Origin of the sequence: Photobacterium sp. GB-1, assembly GCF_003026165.1 — a bacterium.
Taxonomy (GTDB): Bacteria; Pseudomonadota; Gammaproteobacteria; order Enterobacterales; family Vibrionaceae; genus Photobacterium.
In genome coordinates, this window is the sequence record NZ_PYOB01000002.1 from 301,658 (window position 1) to 325,505 (window position 23,848).

At 39.5% G+C, this 23,848-nt stretch carries 21 protein-coding genes and 1 pseudogene; 18 read left to right on the top strand and 4 right to left on the bottom strand.

What is annotated here, in order from left to right; translation table 11 throughout:
• The 9 genes from C9J45_RS03935 (at position 1) to C9J45_RS03985 (ending at position 8,106) form a co-directional block, all read left to right on the top strand.
• The gene (locus C9J45_RS03935) at positions 1-420 is read left to right on the top strand and encodes a hypothetical protein (protein ID WP_107292160.1); all 420 of its coding nucleotides are present in this window, start codon (positions 1-3) and stop codon (positions 418-420) included.
• Positions 421-892: 472 nt separating this feature from the next.
• Positions 893-1,357, top strand: coding sequence for a hypothetical protein (locus C9J45_RS03945; protein ID WP_107292161.1), 465 nt, complete (start codon positions 893-895; stop codon positions 1,355-1,357).
• Between the two features lie 117 nt (positions 1,358-1,474).
• A complete protein-coding gene (locus C9J45_RS03950; RefSeq protein ID WP_107292162.1) occupies positions 1,475-2,089 on the top strand; it encodes a hypothetical protein in 615 nt (204 codons plus the stop codon).
• Between the two features lie 90 nt (positions 2,090-2,179).
• Positions 2,180-2,653, top strand: coding sequence for a hypothetical protein (locus C9J45_RS03955; RefSeq protein ID WP_107292163.1), 474 nt, complete (start codon positions 2,180-2,182; stop codon positions 2,651-2,653).
• Positions 2,654-2,805: 152 nt separating this feature from the next.
• The gene (locus C9J45_RS03960; RefSeq protein WP_087845147.1) at positions 2,806-3,402 is read left to right on the top strand and encodes a tyrosine-type recombinase/integrase; all 597 of its coding nucleotides are present in this window, start codon (positions 2,806-2,808) and stop codon (positions 3,400-3,402) included.
• Between the two features lie 300 nt (positions 3,403-3,702).
• Entirely contained in the window at positions 3,703-4,305 is a 603-nt protein-coding gene (locus tag C9J45_RS03965) for a TIR domain-containing protein (RefSeq protein WP_107292164.1), read from the top strand.
• Positions 4,305-4,979 (top strand): hypothetical protein, encoded by a 675-nt coding sequence (locus C9J45_RS03970; RefSeq protein ID WP_107292165.1) that lies wholly within the window; start codon positions 4,305-4,307, stop codon positions 4,977-4,979. Before C9J45_RS03965 ends, C9J45_RS03970 begins: the two co-directional genes overlap by 1 nt.
• A gap of 45 nt (positions 4,980-5,024) precedes the next feature.
• On the top strand, positions 5,025-5,792 hold the full coding sequence (locus tag C9J45_RS03975) for a DUF1883 domain-containing protein (protein ID WP_107292166.1): 768 nt from the start codon (positions 5,025-5,027) through the stop codon (positions 5,790-5,792).
• Between the two features lie 718 nt (positions 5,793-6,510).
• Entirely contained in the window at positions 6,511-8,106 is a 1,596-nt protein-coding gene (locus tag C9J45_RS03985) for a TIR domain-containing anti-phage reverse transcriptase (protein WP_107292168.1), read from the top strand.
• A 28-nt stretch (positions 8,107-8,134) separates the two neighbouring features.
• On the opposite strand, the pseudogene C9J45_RS21870 reads toward C9J45_RS03985, so the two are convergent.
• Together C9J45_RS21870 and C9J45_RS03990 are read right to left on the bottom strand one after the other, a co-directional pair.
• Positions 8,135-8,257, bottom strand: a pseudogene (locus tag C9J45_RS21870) (IS110 family transposase); the annotation flags it as partial.
• 595 nt (positions 8,258-8,852) lie between these two features.
• On the bottom strand, positions 8,853-9,302 hold the full coding sequence (locus C9J45_RS03990; RefSeq protein WP_107245886.1) for a hypothetical protein: 450 nt from the start codon (positions 9,300-9,302) through the stop codon (positions 8,853-8,855).
• A gap of 180 nt (positions 9,303-9,482) precedes the next feature.
• On the opposite strand from C9J45_RS03990, the gene C9J45_RS03995 reads away from it, so the two are divergent.
• The gene (locus C9J45_RS03995) at positions 9,483-10,097 is read left to right on the top strand and encodes a superoxide dismutase (protein WP_107245884.1); all 615 of its coding nucleotides are present in this window, start codon (positions 9,483-9,485) and stop codon (positions 10,095-10,097) included.
• Positions 10,098-10,131: 34 nt separating this feature from the next.
• Positions 10,132-10,575, top strand: a complete 444-nt coding sequence (locus C9J45_RS04000) for a DUF2753 family protein (protein WP_107292169.1) — start codon at positions 10,132-10,134, stop codon at positions 10,573-10,575.
• A gap of 68 nt (positions 10,576-10,643) precedes the next feature.
• On the opposite strand, the gene C9J45_RS04005 is transcribed toward C9J45_RS04000, so the two are convergent.
• Positions 10,644-11,537 carry an OmpA family protein gene (locus C9J45_RS04005; RefSeq protein ID WP_107206143.1) on the bottom strand — a complete coding sequence of 298 codons (894 nt, stop codon included), beginning with the start codon at positions 11,535-11,537 and terminating at the stop codon, positions 10,644-10,646.
• A gap of 228 nt (positions 11,538-11,765) precedes the next feature.
• On the opposite strand from C9J45_RS04005, the gene rnt reads away from it, so the two are divergent.
• The 4 genes from rnt to C9J45_RS04025 all read left to right on the top strand — a co-directional run bounded on the left by rnt (position 11,766) and on the right by C9J45_RS04025 (position 18,014).
• Entirely contained in the window at positions 11,766-12,431 is a 666-nt protein-coding gene (rnt, locus tag C9J45_RS04010) for a ribonuclease T (RefSeq protein ID WP_107245882.1), read from the top strand.
• A gap of 274 nt (positions 12,432-12,705) precedes the next feature.
• Positions 12,706-13,968 (top strand): outer membrane protein transport protein, encoded by a 1,263-nt coding sequence (locus C9J45_RS04015; RefSeq protein WP_107290488.1) that lies wholly within the window; start codon positions 12,706-12,708, stop codon positions 13,966-13,968.
• A 37-nt stretch (positions 13,969-14,005) separates the two neighbouring features.
• Complete coding sequence (locus C9J45_RS04020) at positions 14,006-16,411, top strand: VolA/Pla-1 family phospholipase (RefSeq protein WP_107292170.1); 2,406 nt, start codon at positions 14,006-14,008, stop codon at positions 16,409-16,411.
• A 280-nt stretch (positions 16,412-16,691) separates the two neighbouring features.
• Positions 16,692-18,014 (top strand): Na+/H+ antiporter family protein, encoded by a 1,323-nt coding sequence (locus C9J45_RS04025; RefSeq protein ID WP_107206139.1) that lies wholly within the window; start codon positions 16,692-16,694, stop codon positions 18,012-18,014.
• A 106-nt stretch (positions 18,015-18,120) separates the two neighbouring features.
• Here C9J45_RS04025 and C9J45_RS04030 read toward each other — a convergent pair whose 3' ends face one another.
• Positions 18,121-18,459, bottom strand: a complete 339-nt coding sequence (locus C9J45_RS04030) for a Grx4 family monothiol glutaredoxin (protein ID WP_107206138.1) — start codon at positions 18,457-18,459, stop codon at positions 18,121-18,123.
• A 329-nt stretch (positions 18,460-18,788) separates the two neighbouring features.
• On the opposite strand from C9J45_RS04030, the gene sodB reads away from it, so the two are divergent.
• From sodB to C9J45_RS04045, 3 genes are all read left to right on the top strand, one after another.
• Positions 18,789-19,373: a superoxide dismutase [Fe] gene (gene sodB / locus C9J45_RS04035; protein WP_107206136.1), complete on the top strand. Its 585-nt coding sequence runs from the start codon at positions 18,789-18,791 to the stop codon at positions 19,371-19,373.
• Between the two features lie 232 nt (positions 19,374-19,605).
• Entirely contained in the window at positions 19,606-20,763 is a 1,158-nt protein-coding gene (locus C9J45_RS04040; RefSeq protein ID WP_107206135.1) for an efflux RND transporter periplasmic adaptor subunit, read from the top strand.
• Entirely contained in the window at positions 20,750-23,842 is a 3,093-nt protein-coding gene (locus C9J45_RS04045) for an efflux RND transporter permease subunit (protein ID WP_107292171.1), read from the top strand. Before C9J45_RS04040 ends, C9J45_RS04045 begins: the two co-directional genes overlap by 14 nt.
• Positions 23,843-23,848: the final 6 nt, after the last annotated feature.

A 23,848-nucleotide genomic window follows, 5' to 3' on the forward strand; every position in this document is an offset into this window, starting at 1 on the left:
ATGGCAACTAAATCATTAGACACTGATCAACAAATCTCCATTCAAGCGTTAATTAGAAGTTGGGAAGGAAAGCTGACTTGGGATTTATTAGTCACGAAAATTGAGTCTAGCCTTGCGATCACTACGACGCGGCAAACTCTTGATAAATATCTCAATATAAAAAATGAATACAAAGATAGAAAACGCTCACTCAAGGGGCAACCTGTTTCCGCTGACAATACTGATCTACTTATCTATCTACAAAAAGATATTGATTTAGCAGAAAAAATCATTCAGCTAGAAGCGGAATTAAAAGTAGCAAAAGATGAAATCGGTTATCTACAAGCGTTTATTCAAAAAATCGCCAACATCGGTCAAAGCGATCCAAATGTAATGGCTATTTTTCAAAGGGCGATGCGGAGTATAGAAGAAAGTAAATAAAGACCCAAATGCAACTCTTTGTATTTTCAAATCTAATTGAGGGCTTAAAATGGCAGAATAGTCGATAGAGCATGGCTCTATACGGCAATTACAAGAGCAGAAAGTGAAATTCATATCGTTGGAAGTAGTGATGACATAAGGCAGTTCACCGAGGCACCTAGTCACTCTCATAAGCGGAATAGCTACCTGAAAGAACTGTTGAGTTAGCAATTTCAAACTCGTTAATGCCCCATTCCTTGTTGACGAAAGCCAAGGATATCAGTCTCACTCCGAGAGTTCTCGTTAGATTTTCTAATACTCAATGCGAGGCGTGTAGAAATATTCCTCTCCGTTGCTCTCCTCCTCTATCGACTAGCGTGTTTTTGATGTTAACCGCTTTAAAACATAAGTTTACGTTTATGTTTCAGGCTGATATTTTGTGTGGACGCCCCACTTTTGGATCAAATAAATTGTTATGAATTTCGGAGGTTAAATGGAGCGACTAACACTTTTGGTAAATCAATTTCGAGCTGCAATGGAGAATCTAAATCCGTGTGATTTTGATGGGACATCACTTTCTGTTAGTAAGTTTCCTGACGCTTGTTGTGATGATAGCTCGCAGCTACTAGCTGCATATTTGAGTGACAACGGATATTCTAATGCAAAGCTAATTCGTGGCGAAAATGGTGGGTTTAATGAGGAGTTAGGGTCTCACGTTTGGCTCTACTTGGATGGTGTCCACATTGACATTACGAGCGATCAGTTCAACGAATATGGCTATAGGAATCCGTCAATAATAATTGCCGAACACAATGACTTTCTGTCTACTTTCGAGACTCAAGACGATGGTATTGCCGATTATCGTATCCACTTAAAAAAGTACTCATCTCCAGGATTGGAAAGTGACTTTGAATCCTGTTATGCAACTGTCTTAGAGAGACTATCAGCACGGGGATAACATGAGTATTAACGGAATGCTTCTCGTTAATTTTCTAAGAGATGGTTATTTGGCCATTTCAATCATCTTGAGCATAGTTAACGTGCGGAATGCTAACATTATATATTCGGAATAGAGATGGTCTTAGATAGGTTTGATATTAAACAAATTGGTTGGAATGGTAGTTTTCACAGCGTTTTAGAATTATTTTTAGAACTTATTAACTATCAACTAGCCCCAAATATACATAGAAAGCCTGAACAGTGTATAGAATTTGAGACTCTTCTTGAATCTTCTGACACTTTGAGTAAATGGCAAGAGAGTAAGGCTAATAACGTTAAAAATCCTGTGTTTAAGTCATATCAGAAAAAATATAGAACTTTTAATAACAATGATTTCACAGCATTAGGGATGGAAATACAAGAAAATGGATTATTTTTGTCAAAAGGACAAATTCTATTTCGTGGAGTTTGCTCGGAAAATAGAAATGACAATTGGGATCTGCCTGTATCTACAACTTTATCCCCCTATATAGCTATTTATCACGCATTGAAAAATGGATACACCAAGCCTATAAAAATATATGCAATTGAGATTAAGACAGACTCTACAATTAAAGCCGTTGTTGCCCCGTTTGGTAGCAATGTTGAGCTTGGGCATGAGTATGAAGTTTTAATTGATTTTAAATCTCGACCGAAAGTTAGTGAGGAAATAAAGAAAGGAGATATCACATTCCAGTTATTAAGTTGTTAAGGATACCGAGCAACGATCGGCAAGATACAATACCTGTTTTTAGATTTTTTTGAGCACTGCGTTAAAGAGCAATACTAGTATGGAGGTAATTTGAAAGATTCAATTGTTATGGACATTAGAAAGATCAGGGATGCCCTTGAATCGTTTGATAAGTCAGATTTCCATTATAAAACTAGCTTTTACATGTGCTTAGATGGTTTTCCCTCTGGATGTTGCGGTGATACATCGAATCTTTTAGGTCTATTTCTAAAAAATGCTTATGGAAAAGACAGTATGTATATTTCAGGTAAGGGCTTAGGTAATAATCGAGAAAAATCTCATGCTTGGTTGCTCTGCGATGGCTACATTATTGATATAACAGCAGACCAATTTAACTCCATTGGTTACAATCTAGACAATGTAATTGTCTCCACAAGTAGCGATTTCCACGAAAGTTTTTCTAGAATTGATAAACACGAAATAAATTATGACAGTTTATGTAACACACCAATATCCAATGTGTTACATAAAGTTAATGAACGAATTCGAAATCTGACACCTGCGATATTTCCTAAACATAGCTAATCTGAAGTAGGTGATTGTGAACATGACCGCCAAATCACTTCTGTCCATGGGCGTTCTTGCACGCCCTGAACGACAGTAATCGAAACTGCTACAACAGTTTTAGTCAATAACCAGACTTTATGTTGACCAATAACACCTAAGAGGAGGTCAACATGAGAAAGTCATCATCAGAAAAATGCAGCGGGATAAAAAGACCATTCAAGTTGGAAGAGATTTGGCGAATAAGAACTAGGCTAGAGCTTGAAAACGACCTAATGCAACTTGCACTATTGAACCTAGCCATTGATAGCAAGTTGAGGGCGAGTGATCTACTAAAACTGCATGTATATGATGTTTCTTCGCAAGGAGTGATCTATGAGAGGGTTCAATGCACCCAGCAAAAAACAGGTACAGATGTACACTATGAGATTACTCCGAGAACACAACAGAGTATTAGTCGGTGGGTTTACTCTGCATCCCTAGATACAAGTAGCTTTTTATTTCCAAGTTGTCGCCGCAAAGGGCAACCTATCAGCTACTCATTCTATCGCTCAATTATCAGAAACTGGGCTGAAAAACTGGGATTGAATGCTGACTATTACGGCACTCATTCCATGCGCCGCACTAAAGCCACTTTAATCTATGCCAGAACAAAAAACATCAGGGCTGTACAGATCTTACTTGGACATTCGAAGCTAGATAACACAATTCGATACCTTGGCGTTGAGCTAGAAGACGCTCTGAGACTATCTGAGAAAACAGACTGCTGACAGGCGGGATCTGCTACAGGCTTTTCCTCTGAAAAGCCTGTGCCCCATTTCTACTTAGTGCTTTTACTCTTTCATATAGCGTTAATATGATTTTGAATTAGTTTTATTTGTACCTTTAACCTTATTCTTTGTCACCTTGTCTTATAAGTAACAAAGTATTACCACACCAGTGACATCATATGCATACCTAAAGTAATATTGCCTAAATTTTTAGGCGGCCACGCTGCATGAAAATAGGAGTGCTTATTATGTGAGAGCGCGAGAAAATATAAATGTTCAAAGGTTCATTCGGGAGAGTTTATGAGTATATACAACGGGATATTTGGTGTCACACATAATCATCAAGTCAAAAGAAATGTGTTTATCTCCTATTATCATGGCGATCAAGTACAGGTTAACGAGTTCGTTAGGCATTTTGGGCGTGAATTGGATGTTTTTACACCATGTATGCTTGCAGAGGGAGAAAGGTTTACTGATGATATAATCAATAGCACCAACCCTCAATACGTCATGCAGCAGATTAGACAGCGATATTTTGGGCACTCGACAGTCACTATTGTTTTAGTTGGAAATTGTACTCACAGCCGTCGATACGTTGATTGGGAGATTAAAGCATCTTTGCAACAAGGCGGAGTTGGTGGGCAGATGCCTCATGGCCTGATAGCAATAAACCTAGATAGAGCCAGAAACTCTCAATTCCTTCCCCCGAGGTTATTAGCCAACTTTTCTCCTGATGGTAACGCATATGCTCACTTTTATGGATACCCTGCTTCTGGAGACGAGTTGAGAAACTGGATTGAAGACGCGTTTGCGGCTCGAACTTCTCGACGACATTTGATTAAAAATTCAAACGATATGATGAAATATAACAGTCGTTGCAATATTTGTGGAGTTACTCATTGATGTCAACTGAAACGGTTTCTGCACAGGTGGCTGAGTACAGTTTACTCTCGTTGACCTTAGATGGTTATAACACAGCCTTGTCCATTAATTTGCCAATGTCTGTTGGCTTGATTGTAGTTATTTTATTGTTATTCCTTTTATTGAAGCGTGCAGGTTCAAAAATCAAAGGCTTTTGCACTGAAGAAATTACAGTAAAAGAGCCATTCACGGGTACAGAAGTAAAAATAAAGGCGAACACAGAAGATAAAAAAGTGGCTCATAGGATTTGGACAGAGCTAGTTACTCGTAAGGCTGCAATTCCATTCCAGCGTGACAAGGATGTTATTGTTGAAGTTTATGATAGTTGGCACTCTTTATTCCTATGTGTGCGAGAGCAAATCAGCGCTATACCTGTTGAAAAATTGCGTAACCGGGAGAAGGTGGATATCGAGAAACTCATAGATATATCAACAAAAGTTCTTAATGATGGATTACGTCCCCACCTTACTGAATGGCAAGCAAAATACAGAGCTTGGTATACAGCTGCTCAGTGTGATGGTAAGTATAGTGAACTTACACCTCAGGATTTGCAGCGACAGTACCCACAATATGATGAGCTTGTATCTGACATAGAGTCTGTAAATTTAAAGCTCGCTGCTTTTGCTAATGAGCTAAAGAAAATAGTGCGAGGTTAGCTTTACCTTTGTACGATATAAACCATTACCAAGAAGGGATTAACTTTGCAATTTATCCATAACGATTTAGGAAATAGAAGTCGAGGCGAAATCATTGAAGTTACTTTAACAAGTGCCGCCAATGTTCGTTTAATGGACTCCAGTAATTTCAATTCTTACAAAAGTGGAAGAAGGCACCGCTATGTTGGTGGTCTAGTTAAGAGAAGTCCAATCAGGTTAACGATACCAAATTCTGGCCGCTGGCATGTTGCAATAGATATGCAAGGGCTTAGGGGAAGTACTCGGGCAAGTGTTAGGGTGTTACCATCTGCTTTACCTGATTATCTAGAGCGCCCTTTAGCTGATGTTCCAAGCCTAGTTCGAGATAATGTCCCTCCTTCAGTGGAAACTGGTGGGGCTACTCACGATGTTTTCATTTCTCATGCCTCTGAAGATAAAGATGAATTCGTTAGGCCTCTAGCTAATGCATTGATATCAAAAGGGCTAGATGTTTGGTTTGATGAAATGACGCTGCGAATAGGCGACAGTTTAAGACAAAAGATCGATAAGGGTCTTGTAAATAGCAGGGTTGGTCTTGTTGTTTTATCTGAATCTTTCATAAAAAAGGGTTGGACTAATTATGAATTAGACGGGATCGTATCCAGAAATGTCAGTGGAGAACAAATATTACTACCAATTTGGCATAATATTACTAAGCAGCAAGTTATAGATTTTAGTCCATCCTTGGCTGATAAAGTTGCTAGAAGTACTGCAACCCATACAATAGATGAGATAGCCAGTGAAATTGCAGAACTACTTAATTCTGGTAGTTAGGAATACGTAGTTATGAGTTAGAAGAAGATCGGTTGATGGCATTTTTTAGTTTTATCGTAGGTTCCTCGTTACCGAAAGTAGGTAAAGGGTGCTAATGATAGGCTTTAGAAAGCCTTGGTTGAGTCAGGATTTTGGTGGTATCGACGTAGTTGTACAGTTTTCCTCGTGGGAGCTTATTCCAGAGCCAGAGTTGAAAATCAGTGTTGGAAGCTGTAAGCCTAGTCAAAGCTGCCTACTAGGCTCACACAGTGAAGTAACTCTAAGTGGAAAAAATAAAAGCCTGATGAGGTATGATTTAGTTAGAGCAGATGCTTATCTTACAGAATTGGTAAAAAAGTGTAAAGTTTGCAGTCCTTGAGGAATTTTTATCTAAAGAAGTATTCCTTGTTAGGGTTTGCTTCTGATTCACAAGGCTTTAGTACGTTCAAGCTTATATCATGATGAAATATAGGTAGGATCAGAATTAAGAACGAGTAAGGAAAAAATCCTACAGGCTCATTAGCACTATCTAAAATATAGTACCCAAATTTTAGTGCATAGTGTAGTATATGCGAGGTTTCAACCCAAAATGTCTGAAGTTGTTACTGCTTCGGACTTGGAATTCAGGGTAACATATGCCCCGGGATACAACTTTATCTGATGTTATCGATTTGCTCGATTTGGTCAGCTGGCGCAAGGTGATTGGGTTGAAACCATTAACTCATACTTGAGAATTAAAATGAGCACCCCATTAAGCAGCTTACTCTTCAGCCTCCAGTCTTTCGAACCAAAAAAAATCCCCAACAAAAAGACATATAGTTGGAAGAACCCAAAGTTATCTCCAACTCTTACAAGAGATTTAGAAGTTGCAAAAACTCATTTTGTTGGGCTAAAAACAGATAATGATGTTGCCGATATATTAGAAATTCCAGTTGGTCAATTATTACACATTCTTTATTACCAAAAACAAAACTATAACTCTTTTACTATAAAGAAAAAGTCGGGGAAAACTCGGCTAATTGACAGCCCTAAAGCATCGATAAAAATTTTACAGGATAAAGTTAAGCCTCTTATCGAGGCACATTATCGTGTAAAAAAACCTGTGCATGGCTTCGTTGGTGATGGAAAAGGCATAATCACAAATGCGTTACAACATAAAAAGAAAAACTATGTACTTAATATAGATCTTCAAGATTTTTTCCATTCTGTAAATTTTGGTCGAGTACAAGGCATATTCCGAAATACCCCATTTAATATGGGTGTCCCTGCAGCCACTGTTTTAGCTCAACTTTGTACTCATAATGGTCGTTTGCCACAAGGAGCGAGCACCTCTCCAATATTATCCAACTTAGCTTCAACCTCTTTGGATAAAAAATTGGTTCAAATAGCCAAAAAATTTCATTTAACTTACACACGTTATGCCGATGATTTGACTTTTTCTAGCAATAAGCCTTTTCCAACTATTTTGGTTGAACGGGAAATTGATGAAAATGGTAAAGAAGTTCATAAAGTAGGTCGTTTGCTCGAACAAGCGATTAAAGATAGCGGTTTTAAAGTTAGTCATAATAAAACCCGTTTACAGCATAAGTCACAAAGGCAAGAAGTTACAGGCTTAGTGGTTAATGAGGGTGTTAATGTAAATAGGAAATTTATTCGAAAAACTCGTGCAATGATAAATGATTGGAGTAAAGGACTCGCTCAAGCCGAGATCCGTTTTTTAAAGCAACGTTATCATTTGTGTGATAGTGAAATTAAGACTGACGGGCTCGATGGTTCTATATTCAAGCGAGCGGTCTATGGACATTTGAGTTTTATACGAATGGTTAAAGGGGAAGAACACTCCCCTTACTTGAAACTATGTGAGCAAGTCCTTGCTTTAGATAGTAAGCCTCCACAGTTCATTAAAAAGTTAAAAGGTGTATTTGATATGTATGATGTATTTATTTGTCACGCTAGTGAAGACAAATCTGAGGTGGCTTTACCACTTTATGAGGCTTTAGTTAAGCGTGATATTAAAGCGTTTATCGATTGCTTTGCTATCGATTGGGGTGATTCTTTAGTATCAAAAATAAACACAGCATTAAAAAAGTCCAAGTATGTTATTGCTATTGTATCGGATGAATCTGTAAAGAAATCATGGCCGATGAAAGAGTTAAATACAGTTCTTGCAGCAGAAATTAGTTCAGAAGAAACAAAATTATTGCCTTTAATGGTGGATGACGGTGAAGAACTGTTAAAAGAAATCCCATTGTTGGCCGACAAACTATTTGTAAATTTTAACGACAATATTGAAGAAATTGCAGATAAAGTAGAAAAGTTACTCCGGCGCCCATAGTGTTAACAAGAGACTATGGCGTCAATAGCTATATTTTGACACCACCTTCAGTCCATATTACACCGTCTCTTAGAATCGAATTAAGTATCACAACCATCTTTCTCATACAGGCAACTATTGCTACTTTCTTGGGTTTTCCTGCGGCAAGTAACAGTTCATTTAAGGTTTCAAGGTACTTTTTCTAATATCCCAGCAAGTTAATCGAGCAAACACTCTAAATTACTTTTGTCCAAAAACGAGTTACGAAAGCTCTTTTGTGAGATCTTTTGTGAGTGATACCGATGGTCAAGAAAAATCATAAACGCCTAGCGACTAGCGAGCCGTGCGAGCCGTGCGAGCGTCAGGAGTGGCTTTATTATTTTACTTTACCATCATTCCCCTAGATACCCTTTTAGCAGGGTGATGGTTCACGCAGTGAGGCCATCGCCTTGCCAAGACTTTGGGGAAAGTCAGCTACAATTTATTTGTTACTATTTTTGTAAAGGATATTGCGTATGATTTTGTCGAGTTTAGTCTTATAAAATCACCACCTTTACAAATTGAAGGGTATTTGTAATGTATTTTTACCGTTGATGGCACCTACACCCCTTACAATAACTAGATAGTCACTCACTCACCCACCGAGTAAAGATGATTTTTAGTTCATATAAAACGCGTATAAAGATAAGGTAGACATCTGATTAATAACAAATTTAATTCAATAAAAAAGGAGCTTAATCGCTCCTTTTCACTGCTATCATCAGCAATTAAAGTGGTTCACAGTTTACTTTAAAACCGAATGCTTTACGCTTTTCTGCCATTTGTTTTGCGCCTTCACCCAACTTGGTAAACATCTCATTACGCTCTTCGGCTGAGGGTTTATCAGTACTCGCATCAATCGCTTGTTGCAGTTCCACGCGCGCTTTATCTTTATCATCCATCAAATAACTATTTTGTGCTAAAGCAATATAAGCCAAACTCCGGCCTAATGGTGTTGCGGTATGGCCTAAGGCTTCTAACTCTGCAGTTGCACCAGATTCACAGGCTTCTAGCTTACCAATCGCTTTTGCGACAGGTGCTAAATCAGCACTCACTACTTCTTTTAATACTTTTTTTGTCGTCTCATTCGCTGCTTTTTCAGTCAATTTACCCACACTGAAAATCCCCACACCTACTGCAACTAATACAACAACAGCTATTAAAACAACTTTATTCATAACGAAAATCCTTATCTAAACAATGTAAATCATAACCAAAAACCATAAATTCTTTGTTAACTAATCATCAAATTCATAATTTCACAGCTAAAAATTCATTAATATCCATACAAAACAGCGGTTGATAATGATAATAGTTATCATTAGTATCTAGTTGACGTTTTTTACTAGGTATAATTTATGAAACATCTATTCCCAAAACTACCCTATGGCTTTAATGCACTAGAACCTTATCTTGATGCAAAAACTGTTGAGATCCACTATAGCAAACACCATAGAGGTTATTTTGATAAGTTTATCGCTGCAATTGAAAATACAGATCTTACTGACCAGCCCATTGAGACCATTTTAAGCAATATATCTCAATACCCTGCAGCAGTGCGTAATAATGGCGGTGGTTTCTATAATCACAACCTCTATTGGCAATGTATGTCACCCGAAGGCGTTCGCCATCCATCAGGTTTGCTTGCAGAAGCAATTAATGCCCATTTTGAAAGTTTTGCTAAGTTTAAAGAGACATTTTCAACATTAGCTGCCAATCATTTTGGTGCCGGATTTATTTGGCTCTCTGTCGTGGATGGACGACTCGAGATCTCAGCAACGCCGAACCAAGACAACCCGTTAATGGATACAGTAACAGTACAAGGGACTCCAATTCTTGCGCTTGATGTATGGGAACATGCTTACTACTTGAGTTACCAAAACGTCCGTCCTGATTACATTGACGCATGGTGGCACTTAGTCGATTGGGAACAAGTTGAGATGAACTACCTTAGCGCGTTACAGGCTTTCTAACCGCAAAACACTACCACTTACAAAGGATAATGACATGGATATTTCAGAGTGGGAAAGACACACCTTAATGGCTGATGATGCTAAGACTAACAATAACCCTTTGATGTCTATTGTTCATTATCAAATCGCGCTATCTATTGCTCAGGAAATCACGGCAGATTCAACTGACACCGAGCAACTAACGGATCTCTTAACGATGAAAGTCGTTTCTTGCCATAACATGGCTAATTTTTGGCGACAACATGGCGATCCAGACTACGAGTTAAAGTATTTACAACTTGCCTCTGAACAAGTTATTGCATTGATCCCACAGTGTAAACAAACGCAATGCCACAGCTATATAAATTCTTTGGGGTGTTGCCAATCTGCATTGATTAGCTTTTTAAAACGACATCCTAACCCTGCTATTGCGAATCAAGTTAAAGCCATTAACAACTATTCAAGTTGTGAGCTCATCGCTTCCTTTAAACTGCATTAATAAAAAATAAGGCTCGTTACATCATTCGATAATAACGAGCCCCATCCCATCCAGTTTTCCATTACTGATTAATAAATCGGACTTTGTCCTAATGAAATCACAACTCGACGATTTAAGTTTCGTCCGATAGGGGTTGAGTTATCAGCAATAGGACGCCGCTTTCCGTACGCTTCTACTTGAACACGCTCGGCAGGTAACCCTAACGATTGAAAATACTGACGCAGTTTGTCAGCTCGTCGCTCTGACATCTCTTGGCTTTCCGTAGTACCGGCAATCGAATCATTAAACGCGGCAACTAAAACCAAATCAATATCGTCAGAATAGCGAACAAAGTCGGCAATTTGAGCCAGACGTTGTTGTGATATTTTATTTAATGTGTCGCTATTTTCACTATAGTGGAGGACAGAAAATGCGATATCTTCAAATCCATAAGGTAATAGCTTACTCAGACATTGGCTAAATGATTGATAACCTTTTTGAAACGAAACGGCAGATAATCCAACCTCTAATGGGCGATTTTGTCGCTGCCAATCTTGATACATAAATGTAGGATTTCGCCCATCTTCTAATTCAGCAAGCATATTCCACACCGTTTTCCCTTGAATATAGCCATCAAACTGCTTAAAAAATTTAAGTCGTGTCATGGTATTGGCTGAATCACCAGGCATCCAACGAGCAGGCATAGAAGTTAGACGTACGTTTCGTGTTTCTCCCATCGGACGATACATTTTTAATTCAAAGGCAACAGATTGTTTTTTGCTGGAACGTGCTACGAACTCACCGTCACCGTAACCCGGTATATGATGTGACAAGCGACACTCTAGCGGCGTATCAACAATAACATTCCACTGTGACTGATTAGGCGATGCGATATATTGCTTCCCCGCCAAACTTGGCAATGAAAACAATAAAATCAATATATACAATGACCTAGGCCATATTTTAAAAATAAGAAATGTCATTATCCAAATGTCTTAATCTAACGTCTCGAAATATAAAGGCTGACTTTTAATTGATACTAATTAAACCTTTCTTTATATCGACCATAACATCCATTGCTTTAACAATTCAGAACCCGTTTCACATTAAGAAAAAAGAGACAGACCATTTTTGTTTATACATCAGATCAAATTGGTATCAAGGGATGGATCTGACATAATAGCCCATTCCTTTATTTTGACAGCAGTGTTATGAGCCAAGATAACGAATTCAATACATTAAAAAGTCGCTTTCGCGGCTACTTTCCCGTCGTCATTGATGTAGAAACCGCGGGATTTAACGCTAAAACAGATGCATTACTTGAAATCTGCGCCGTTACATTACAAATGGATGAAGATGGGTGGCTAAAGCCAGCAACAACCATCCACTTCCATGTATCTCCTTTTGAAGGCGCGATTTTACATAAAGAAGCGTTGGATTTTAATGGGATCCGTGATCCTTTTAGTCCATTACGTGGTGCAGTATCTGAAGAGCACGCTTTAAAAGAAATCTATAAGCAGATCCGTAAAGAACAAAAAGCCTCTGATTGTTCTCGCGCCATTATGGTTGCGCACAATGCAACGTTTGATCACAGCTTTGTTATGGCGGCATCTGAGCGTGCAAAATTAAAGCGTAATCCTTTCCACCCGTTTGCAACGTTTGATACCGCCGCATTAAGTGGGCTTGCATTTGGTCAAACGGTATTAGCGAAAGCATGTCAAACAGCAAATATCCCATTTGACAATCGTGAAGCACATTCTGCGCTGTATGATACAGAACGTACCGCTGAGCTATTTTGTGAAATAGTTAACAAATGGAAAAAGTTAGGTGGCTGGCCTTTAATGGCACCTCAAACAGAAGACATGGATAGCAACTAAATCTATCGCCCATCTAAACCGCAAAATTCTCCTCTAAGCTCATATTTTTATGAGCTTTTTTTTTATGCTTTTTTTATTTATAGATTTTTAAATTAAACGTTTTAAACGCTCAATTTAAAAATATGTTAAATACATGAAATTAGCATTAATTTTCACGTAACATTTAGTTAACATAAATGAAATCCGGTCTTATACTCACTCTTGTACTTAATCTTTGTTTTTCCTTTCAGGGACGAATAAGAAGCTAAATAACAACATATAGAGAGGCAGTATAATGTCCGTAAAAAAACGTTATCTCACCATTGCCGTAACCACTGCATTATTTTCAACGCAGGCTTACTCGGCTGGTTTCCAAGTTTCAGAACAATCTGCAACGGGTTTAGGGCGTGCATTTGCAGGTGAAGCTGCTATTGCTGATAACCCTGGTGTTCTTGCACGTAACCCTGCAAGCATGACAAAGTTCGATAAAATGGCTATTTCTGCACAAGGAAGTCTTGTTTTACCTAATATTGATGTCACTGCACATGATGCCCCAGCAGGTGAACAAACAGCCGAAGATGTCGCACCTCTGGCATTTGTACCTTCAACTTACTTTGTTCAACCACTGAATGATCGTTTGTCTTGGGGGATGTCTTTATTCTCTAATTACGGGGTTACAACCGATTACCCTGATGATTTTTATGACGGCACATCCGCAGGTAAAACCTCACTGCTCACCATAAACTTAAACCCAAGTGTTGCCTATAAACTCAATGACCAATGGAGTATCGGTGTTGGTGTTAGTGCTGTTTATGCACATGCTGAGCTTTACCGCCATTATGGTAAGAATGCACTACCGTTTTATCCTGCAATAAAACCCAGCGACAAAACCATTAATATGGAAGGAGAGACATGGGCATTTGGCTGGAATATAGGCACGCTATTTGAAATTGATGAGAATAACCGTTTTGGCTTAGCTTACCGTTCACAAGTTGACCTTGATTTTGACGGTGACTTTACTGATTACTCAGGACAAGTTCTCGGTGCCAATCGCCGTGGTTCAACCATCGACGCAAAACTTGCAGCCCCCCTCCCTGCTACCGCTGAGTTTTCAGGCTTTCACCAACTCAATAACCAATTCGCTTTGCACTACAGTATATTTTGGACCCAATGGAGTAAATTCACTGAGCTAAAAGCAACCAGCAGTGAATGTAACTTTGGGGGACAACTACCCGGTGTCTGCTTATTGAAAGAAGAAAAATATGACGATGCATTCCGCTGGGCTATTGGTAGTACATACAATCTTAATCCACAAATCACGTTACGTGCCGGCTTTGCTTACGATGAGCAAGGCGGTAAAGCAACATTGAGTATTCCAGATACTGACCGCTTCTGGTACTCAGCAGGAGCAAGCTATAAATACAGCGACCAATTGAGTTTTGATCTAGGCGTTAGTTATGTCTACGGCAAAGACGGCACATTTACTGAAGCAGGTGATAGCTTCACCGCAACCAGCGATGCTTTCATCGGTGCCGCGCAAGCTAATTACACTTTTTAACCCAAGACTGAACTAAGAATTGAAAGTAAGGAATACTATGAACAAGCATTTTTTATCGATCATTATAGCTGCTAGCTTGGGACTAACAGGATGTGGTGGCGACAGCAAAACAACGGGCGCCCCTACGATTGATCCCGATACTGCTGACAGCCTAAATGCAGAAACAAAAGTCAACTTTGATATTATCTCAAATCCAAGCTCGCCAGTTATTGTCACCCCGACCTATTTAGCGATGGATAGCTATGATGGCACTATTGCGACAGATGGTAGTAACCTGACAAGTGATAATGAACAAAATAGTGAATACCTCACGGACATTAGTAACCCATCCGTAGCATTAGGTAAAATTGACGGTTGGGGGACATTAGAACCGATTACTATTAACTTCACTGGTAATAACCTTACAACAGAGCCATCTCCAGATAGTTTTGTGATGATTGAATCTTTTGATCCAACATCAACAACAGACTCAACTGCACCTTCGGCCTTAGAATATGGTATTGACTATGTGGTTTCAACTCAGGGTTCATCCTTAGTTATTTCACTCTTAAAGCCTCTAAAATCATCATCTAATTATATGTTTGCTGTAACAAACTCTCTTAAAGATGAAAAAGGAATGGCTGTTGGAACATCTGGAAGTTATGCGGTATTGAAAGCTAGTGGGACACCTCCCTCTCCAGCGCTAATACCAGCACAAACAATCACTCACGCTACAGAAAATACAATTACATCCACAACAGGAGTAAATAAAGATAAGATAATTTTCTCTACATGGTTTACAACAGAATCAGTTGGCGACGGGTTATATGCAGCTAAAGCCGCTATCGCTTTATCAGCAGAAGCTGTTGCTTCAACTACAAGTGCTACTGGTCCAGGAAATGCATCTTCACTCTGGGGAAGTGATATCAATACAACTTCACTATTTAGCTTTACGATGCCAACCCTCGATACATCATTTGATTCAGGTGTGAAAAAATATACAGGTACTGTAAAACTGCCTTATTTTCTTGGTGCTAATACCACCCCTGATGAGTTCCTCACACAGACATGGAAAAGTGCAACGCCTAGTCTCGCTAAAATATTAAATGTGATTAGTCGACAAGACACAACCAGTGCTATTTTATTAGCCCAACTTGCTGAACTTAATATTACCGCTGAGGAGTTAGCATATTTAGCAGAAAACCCACAAGATAACGCTGCGCAATTATCCATAATTCAAAAACTACTCAATACAAAGCTCTATTTGGATCAAGATAAAACTCAGCAACTTGACGCAGAGCGTCTAATTACTAAGTTCAGTCCAGCCCCACAACTAAGGTCAGTGGCAGATGTTCCCTACAACTTATACATGCCAGCAACAACTGCTAACTGTAGTGATCCCTCAAATATTCCAGTGAGCATTTTTGGTCATGGCTTTACCAGCAACAATGATAGTGTTGATTATTACTCAGCAGTTACATTAGCTTCAAACTGCCAAGCAATAATTAGCATAGACCTGCCACTTCATGGTGATAGATGGAATACTAAGTTTGGCGATGATAGTGTTCAAAGTCTTGCTTATATGAACCTTCAACGACTTCCTGTAGCAAGAGATAATATTCGTCAATCAGTTTCTGATTTGATGAGTTTACGTGCTGCACTTGGCCTGCTATTCGGAACTAAAGCAACGCTTTCTCAACCTGTGATTGATGGCCTTTATGGTGAGTTAGGAAAATTATCTTTAGCTAATGACTCAAAGTCTGGTGTTGGGTATCTTGGTGTTTCACTTGGCGGTATCGTTGGTATTGCTTATACCGCAACAATGGAAAAACCAGTATTACCTGATAATCCTGAAAAAGAAGCGATGTTATTTGGTGTAACTCGTAGTCATGTTGATGTTCCAGGTGGTGGAATAGCTTACTTTTTATTCAACTCAGATGAGTTTGGCGGTACGATTCAATCAAGTCTAAAATCTAGCGAGGGCTATACAGCCTTTAAAGCAAGTAGCTGTGAAAATTTAGATGAGAACACATGCAATAAGATATTTTTCAATACTTTTGCTTATGCTGCTCAAAGCGTTCTTGATACAACAGATCCAGCTAACTTAATCAACGATATTTCAACTACTCCAGTTTATTTATCCATGGCACAAGGAGATACTGTTATTCCTAATGGGCCATTTGGCAGTGATAAAGTATTAGCATCCCAAGTCGCAGGTACTATACCTATGATTCAATATGGTGGTTTTGATATTCTATCTGGAGAATCAACAGAAACTACTGGTAAGCGGGCTGTTCTTTATAAACAAGCCAATAGTTTTCATGGAGCACTGCTAACCGCCCCACAAGGAGGTTTTGAATCTTTTGCAACATCAATTGCAGACATGCAGGCAAATTCAATATCGTTTTTATCTAATGGGTCATTACCTATTGCTGAGCCAAGCTTTATTTACCAGCTTGACTAACTAATTGCAGTAACTCTCATAACCAAAGGCTAGCATTCTGCTAGCCTTTTTATTGCCTGATAATCCATTCTAGAACCTCCTTTTAAGTGATTTAAAATCATACAACCTCAATAAAATGTGCGGCAAAACACATTTTGTCCTCGACATGTGCAAAAAATTAAGCAAACTGATAAAAACGGTGTTATTTCACCCCTCTATTTCTGTGATTATGTACTCACTTTGAAACAGTCAAACTCGTGTAGTTCACAATTACCCAATAAAACGGATGGATCAAAGCTTTATGAACCCTGTAGTTATAGCGGTATGTATCATGCTGATACTCGCATTAATGCGAGTGAATGTGGTCGTCGCGCTAACCTTTAGTGCCATTGTTGGCGGCCTTATTGGTGGAATGTCTCTCACTGATGCGGTATCAGCCTTTGAAGGTGGTCTTGGTGGCGGTGCAACCACAGCGCTAAGTTATGCCATGCTCGGTACGTTTGCCGTTGCAATCTCACGCTCTGGTATTACTGATATCTTAGCACAAAAAGTGATCAAGAAAATCAGTGGGCATGATAACGCCGCGGCTGCAACGGGCGTCAAATACAGCGTTCTTATCATTCTAGTCTTACTTGCCATTTCTTCTCAGAACGTTATTCCGGTTCATATTGCTTTCATCCCAATTGTTATTCCGCCACTACTGCATGTCTTTGCCAAACTGAAGCTAGATCGTCGTCTAATTGCTTGTGTACTGACATTTGGTCTAGTTACGCCATACATGGTGCTACCTATTGGCTTCGGTGGTATTTTCTTAAATAACATCTTATTAAAAAACCTACACGATAACGGTTTAGATGTCGTAGCAAGTCAAGTACCTGTCGCAATGATCCTACCTGCATGTGGCATGCTATTTGGTTTACTTCTTGCAACCTTTGTCAGCTACCGTAAACCTCGCGAATATTCTGTTGAGAAAATTCTTGCCAGTGAGCCCGAGAAAAAAGAAATCGACATGCGTCATGTCTATGTCGCAGTTGCTGCTATTTTTGCCGCACTAGGCGCACAATTATACAGTGGCTCGATGATCATCGGTGGTCTTGTTGGCTTTATGGTGTTTACTTTCACGGGCGTCATTAAGTGGAAAGAAACCCATGATGTGTTTACCAAAGGTGTTCATATGATGGCGATGATCGGCTTTATTATGATTGCAGCAGCAGGGTTTGCAGCCGTCATGAAAGCAACTGGCGGGGTTGAAACCTTAGTGAATTCTCTTGAAGCTGTGATTGGTAATAACAAACCTCTTGCTTCACTGCTAATGCTGGTTGTGGGCTTATTAGTCACCATGGGGATCGGTTCTTCATTCTCCACCATTCCAATTCTAGCCACAATTTACGTACCGCTTTGTCTATCGTTTGGTTTCTCACCAATGGCAACCATTGCGATAGTAGGTACTGCAGCGGCATTAGGTGATGCGGGCTCTCCAGCATCAGATTCAACCTTAGGTCCAACATCAGGTTTGAATGCGGATGGTCAGCACGATCATATTTGGGATTCGGTTGTACCAACATTCATCCACTATAACTTGCCATTAATTGGATTTGGTTGGTTAGCATCTATGGTGCTATAAGCCTTCCTTAGCGACAAAAAAACCGCCAAATTTGGCGGTTTTTTATTGCCTAAAAGTGAAAGACTTCAAAATCATATCACCTTAAGCAATTGGCGTTACAGAAGAATTACTCTGCTGAAGCTGCGTCGCGACGTGCTGCTGCTTCTTTAATTAGTGGCTGAAGCTCACCTTTTTGGAACATCTCAAGAATGATGTCACAACCACCGATCAACTCACCTTCAATCCATAATTGTGGGAATGTTGGCCACTGTGCGTAAATTGGAAGTTCTGCACGGATATCTGGATTTTGCAGAATATCAACGTATGCAAACTTTTCGCCACAGCCCATTAGCGCTTGAGACGCTTGAGATGAGAAACCACAGCTTGGTAGCTTAGGTGAACCTTTCATGTAAAGTAGAATTGGGTTTTCAGCGATCTGCTGCTTGATCTTGTCGATAGTTTCCATAGCTTCCTCGTACAACTTTAATAGTAATTACTTAAACCCTACCATTCTACTTGGTTATCGTCACCAATAAAAATACTTTCCCGCACCTAACCGACTGCTTTTAATCCAATCTTTAATCAGAGCATCATTTAACCTTTATAATTAAAAGGTTATTGACGATTCCTCTAGCGAGGTATAGGGTATTTTTTTATAGCCAAGTCTTTTAATAAAGAAAAAACTTGCTAAAATAAAACGGTCAGATTCAAAAAATAAATTAAGTAAGCCTCGATGCTTACTGGAAGCAATAATGTCGTGGCAAACGCCACCAAACCAATATGGAGAATTGAGCAATGGCATTTGAATTACCAGCTCTACCTTTCGCAATGAACGCTCTTGAGCCACACATTTCTCAAGAAACTCTAGAGTACCACTACGGTAAGCACCACAACACTTACGTTGTTAAGCTTAACGGCCTTGTTGAAGGTACAGAGCTTGCTGAAAAGTCACTTGAAGACATCATTAAAACTTCAACTGGCGGTGTATTTAACAATGCGGCTCAAGTTTGGAACCACACGTTCTACTGGAACTGTTTAGCGCCTAACGCTGGCGGCGAACCGACAGGTGAAGTAGCAGCAGCAATCGAAAAAGCATTCGGTTCTTTCGCTGAGTTCAAAGCAAAATTCACAGATTCAGCAATCAACAACTTCGGTTCTTCTTGGACTTGGTTAGTGAAGAACGCTGACGGCTCTCTAGCTATCGTTAACACTTCTAACGCTGGTTGCCCAATCACAGAAGAAGGCGTAACACCGCTACTAACTGTTGATCTATGGGAACACGCTTACTACATCGACTACCGCAACCTACGTCCAAGCTACATGGATGGTTTCTGGTCACTAGTAAACTGGGATTTCGTTGCTAAAAACCTAGCAGCATAATTGCTCATAAAATAAGCGCAAACCCAAAATTAAAGCCGTAAATAGAAGCATCTATTTACGGTTTTTTTGTATCTGAATTCCTATCAGCTAAATTAGAAATATAACCGATATCCAAATAGATATGCACCAAGATGCAATAATAAGCTAACCATTCACTGACAATTCATATGGCTATTTAATATACATTAACTAAGATTGACACCCTTATCCTGAAATAAGAGAGTTATACGACGTGCACTACAAAAAATTATCCCCACTCCTATTTACCCTTATGGCTTTAACAATATCGAACTTTGCTCACGCAAAAGATGACGAGAAACAACAAGCAGTTCCTGTTACTGTCGAGCCTATCTCTACCAAAGAGTTTGTCGCTACATTAAATGAAGTAGGTAAAATCAATGCGATTGATTTTGCTGAACTCACATTCAGTACTCCCGGTAAACTTGTTGCCATAAACTTTAAAGATGGTGATGTGGTTAAAAAAGGTCAACTAATTGCAAAACTAGATAGTAGTAAAGCAAAAGCTGATTTAGATAAAGCGGCAAGTTCTTTAACTACAGCAAGAAACAAAGTAAAACGTGTTGCTGAGTTAAATAGAAAACAACCTGGCGCATTATCTAAGCAAGATTTTGAAGAGCTTCAAGATGCCGCGAACCTTGCAGCGGCCGATTACCGCCAGCAACAAGCCATTTTGAAAGATTATGCCATTACCGCTCCTTTTGATGGTGAACTGACCAACTTCACTAAATCAGCAGGAAGTATGATTGATGCAACAACACCTCTGGTAAGTATTTATAACCTCAACCCTGTTGAAGTCTCCTACACCATTAGCCAAAACGATCTTGGTAAAGCAGTAAAAGGCCAGCCCATCACTGTGACTGTTGAAGCATACAAGGATATGATATTTAACGGTATTGTTGATTACGTCGCACCAGCCGTTAATAAAAACACGGGACGTGTGGCTATTCATGCTCGTATCGAAAACCCAGATCATATTCTAGCACCCGGTATGTTTGCTCAAGTGAGCCAAATGGTGAATGGTCGAACTAATCGAATTGTCGCGCCACAAAACGCGATTCTTGCTCATAATGAAGATCGTTACGTATGGGTCGTTGATAAAAATAATGTTGCTACTAAGCGTTACCTAACTTTAGGTAACAACCTTAATAATGGCTATGTAATTGTTGAAAAAGGCTTAAAGGTAGATGACATTGTTGTTGTCACTGGTCATCAAAAAATTGATGATGAAACTTTAGTAAATATCATCAAGACTCAAGCATCAACAGCTGATGCACCTGCACAAGAGCAAAAAAAGAAAACAACCGATCCAGCAAAAGCAGGACAGGAAAAAACTAAATCAGTGAAGGAGCAGAGCAATGAGACTACCTGAAGTCTGTATTAAACATCCTGTTTTTGCTTCAGTGTTAAGTATTGCAATTATTCTTATTGGTTTGTTTTCTTTCCAAAAACTTGCAATTCAATATTTCCCTGATCACAACACGCCTAAAGCAACGGTTACCGCCAGTATTGATGGCGCTAGCGCAGACTTCATGTCACGAAATGTCGCAACACATTTAATTAATGCCGCAACAGGGTTAGAAAGCGTCGATATTATGACGACTGACTGTACCCAAGGTAAATGTACATTAAATGTAAAATTTAGCGATGGTATTACTGATGTTGAATATGCGAACTTAATGAATAAGTTACGTAGTAGCATTGAAGCTATCGTTGATTTTCCACCAAGTATGGTTGATAAACCGACGGTTACCGATGATTCCGGTGATAAGGGCTCAGCTAGTAACATTATTACCTTTATCAATAAAGGGAAGATGAGTTCGCAAGAGATGTACGACTTCATTGGCCAGCAAATCAAACCACAGTTTAGACATATTCAAGGTGTTGGTGGGGTATATGGACCGTATGGTGGTGCAGCAAAAGCTGTCCGTGTTTGGCTGAACCCAAACCGTATGATGGCACTCAATGTTAAGCCCGCTGATATTGTAACAACACTCAGTGCATACAGTTCATCATTCACAGTTGGTCAGATCGTTGGTGAAGCGCGTAATTTCCAAATTAACCCAGTGACTCAAGTAACCAGTGTTAAAGATGTACAAGATCTCGTTATCCGCGTCGATGATGGCAACATCATTCGCATCAAAGATGTGGCTGATGTCAAAATGGGTGAAAATAGCCTGACACCAAGCAAACTTAAAGTGAATGGTGAAACTGCAATGTCACTGCAGGTGCTACCACTGAAAAGTGAGAACCCGGTTGATGTAGCTGCTCGTGTAAAAGCTGAAATCACCAAGATGCAGCAACACTTGCCAGATGGCTTAGAAATGAAGATGGTCTATAACCAAGCCGATTTCATTCAAGAATCTATCGACCAAGGCTTCCATACCCTCTTTGAAGCTATCGTTTTAGTATCCGTAATTGTGGTACTTTTCCTTGGTTCACTGCGTATTGCATCAATCCCAATTATCACTATCCCTGTATGTATTATTGGTGTTTTTGCAGTAATGTCATTTCTTGGTTTCAGCATTAACGTGCTGACTATTTTAGCCATTATTCTTGCGATCGGCCTTGTGGTTGATGATGCTATCGTGGTGGTTGAAAATTGTTATCGCTATATAGAAGAAGGTGAAACACCGCTTAATGCCGCCATTAAGGGCAGTAATGAAATTATCTTCCCAGTAATAGCAATGACAATGACCCTTGCAGCGGTTTACCTGCCTATTGGTTTAATGTCAGGTATGACAGCTGATCTGTTCCGCCAATTTGCTTTTACTCTTGCAGCATCAGTGATCATCTCAGGTATGGTTGCATTAACACTGTCACCGATGATGTGTGCGTATTTAATTAAACCGGTAGCACAACAACCTAAATGGTTTGCTGCAATTGATAAGCATATTCACAAACTATCACTAGGTTACACGAAACAATTATCTAAATGGTTTGATCGTAAAGCATTGATGGGGGGTATTGCACTGGCACTTATCGCACTTTCGGGTGTTGCGGTATGGTCGATGCCACAAGTATTGTTGCCAATAGAAGATACTGGCTTTATTGATGGTAGTTCAGAAGCACCGACCGGTGTCGGTCGTCGTTATCATATTAAGCATAACTCTGAGCTAAATACGGTTATGGAAGATAACAAAGATATTGCTGCAAATTTATCTTATATCGAAGCAACACCATCCAATCATATTTTACTCGAACCTTGGGGCAAACGTACTAAACCGGCAGATGAGATTGTAGCTGAGTTAACTGAAAAAGCAGCAAGTACTCTGTCTGCATACAGTATGTCATTTAGTGTGCGCTCTGCTGATGGTCTAAATGCAGCAACCAATTTGAAACTGCAGCTTAAAACCGTTAATCGAGATAATACAAAGCTTAATGACACCGCTAACCGTATCGTTAAAAAGTTAAGTGAGTATAAAGGCTTAACTCGTGTTAAAAGCTCATTACTTCGAGATCAACTGCGATATGACTTACGCATTGACCGTAACGCAATCATCTTGTCAGGCGTGGCTTATACTGACGTAACCAATGCACTATCGACCTTCCTTGGCTCATTGAAAGCGGCAAACTTACAGGCTGATGACGGCTATACCTACCCTATTCGCGTTCAAGTAAACCGTAAAGATCTGGGTAACTTTGATATTATCGATAAGCTTTATGTAGCGTCAGAATCGGGACAAAATATCCCTTTGTCTGAATTCGTTTCAATTAAAGCAGTAACATCTGAGTCCAGTTTTAAAACTTATATGGGACAAAATAGTGCTGAGATCACAGCGACATTAATGCCAGGTTATACTGCGAGTGATGTCCGTAATTACATTGATGAAAATGTACCTGAGCTACTTGATGACTCACAGAGCTATGCCTACGACGGTGTGGTTAAAGAATTAATGGACTCACAAGATGGTACACAAACGTTATTCTTAATGGCGCTCATTTTCATCTATCTGATCTTAGCTGCGCAATTTGAAAGTTTCGTTGATCCACTGATCATCCTTCTTACCGTTCCTTTGTGTATTGTAGGCGCTGTTTTGACCCTCTGGGTCTTTGGTCAAAGCCTCAATATTTACTCACAAATAGGCTTATTAACCTTAGTCGGATTGGTCACTAAACATGGGATCTTGCTGGTTGAATTTGCCAATGAGCAACGTAAGCATGGTAAAACTGCCATTGAGGCGGCAATCCATAGTGCTCGCTCACGTTTACGTCCAATTTTAATGACATCATTAACCATGATTTTAGGTGCTCTACCCCTGGCATTTGCATCAGGTCCTGGCTCATTAGGTCGCGTAAATATTGGTTTGGTCTTAGTGGGAGGATTAACCGCCGGCACATTTTTCTCACTATTTCTTGTTCCAGTTGCTTATGTCGGGATGAGTAGATTAAGAGAAAAAGACGTACTAAAAACCATCTTAAGTGGCCGTGGTTTCCGTCAACGAAAATAACACTAA

Coding starts and splice junctions, on each gene's coding strand:
- C9J45_RS03965 (WP_107292164.1), top strand. CDS start 3,703: ATGAGTATATACAACGGGATATTTGGTGTCACACATAATCATCAAGTC.
- C9J45_RS03960 (WP_087845147.1), top strand. CDS start 2,806: ATGAGAAAGTCATCATCAGAAAAATGCAGCGGGATAAAAAGACCATTC.
- C9J45_RS03935 (WP_107292160.1), top strand. CDS start 1: ATGGCAACTAAATCATTAGACACTGATCAACAAATCTCCATTCAAGCG.
- C9J45_RS03945 (WP_107292161.1), top strand. CDS start 893: ATGGAGCGACTAACACTTTTGGTAAATCAATTTCGAGCTGCAATGGAG.
- C9J45_RS03950 (WP_107292162.1), top strand. CDS start 1,475: ATGGTCTTAGATAGGTTTGATATTAAACAAATTGGTTGGAATGGTAGT.
- C9J45_RS03985 (WP_107292168.1), top strand. CDS start 6,511: ATGAGCACCCCATTAAGCAGCTTACTCTTCAGCCTCCAGTCTTTCGAA.
- C9J45_RS04045 (WP_107292171.1), top strand. CDS start 20,750: ATGAGACTACCTGAAGTCTGTATTAAACATCCTGTTTTTGCTTCAGTG.
- C9J45_RS04000 (WP_107292169.1), top strand. CDS start 10,132: ATGGATATTTCAGAGTGGGAAAGACACACCTTAATGGCTGATGATGCT.
- C9J45_RS04020 (WP_107292170.1), top strand. CDS start 14,006: ATGAACAAGCATTTTTTATCGATCATTATAGCTGCTAGCTTGGGACTA.
- C9J45_RS03995 (WP_107245884.1), top strand. CDS start 9,483: ATGAAACATCTATTCCCAAAACTACCCTATGGCTTTAATGCACTAGAA.
- rnt (WP_107245882.1), top strand. CDS start 11,766: ATGAGCCAAGATAACGAATTCAATACATTAAAAAGTCGCTTTCGCGGC.
- sodB (WP_107206136.1), top strand. CDS start 18,789: ATGGCATTTGAATTACCAGCTCTACCTTTCGCAATGAACGCTCTTGAG.
- C9J45_RS03970 (WP_107292165.1), top strand. CDS start 4,305: ATGTCAACTGAAACGGTTTCTGCACAGGTGGCTGAGTACAGTTTACTC.
- C9J45_RS04030 (WP_107206138.1), bottom strand. CDS start 18,459: ATGGAAACTATCGACAAGATCAAGCAGCAGATCGCTGAAAACCCAATT.
- C9J45_RS04025 (WP_107206139.1), top strand. CDS start 16,692: ATGAACCCTGTAGTTATAGCGGTATGTATCATGCTGATACTCGCATTA.
- C9J45_RS04005 (WP_107206143.1), bottom strand. CDS start 11,537: ATGACATTTCTTATTTTTAAAATATGGCCTAGGTCATTGTATATATTG.
- C9J45_RS03990 (WP_107245886.1), bottom strand. CDS start 9,302: ATGAATAAAGTTGTTTTAATAGCTGTTGTTGTATTAGTTGCAGTAGGT.
- C9J45_RS04015 (WP_107290488.1), top strand. CDS start 12,706: ATGTCCGTAAAAAAACGTTATCTCACCATTGCCGTAACCACTGCATTA.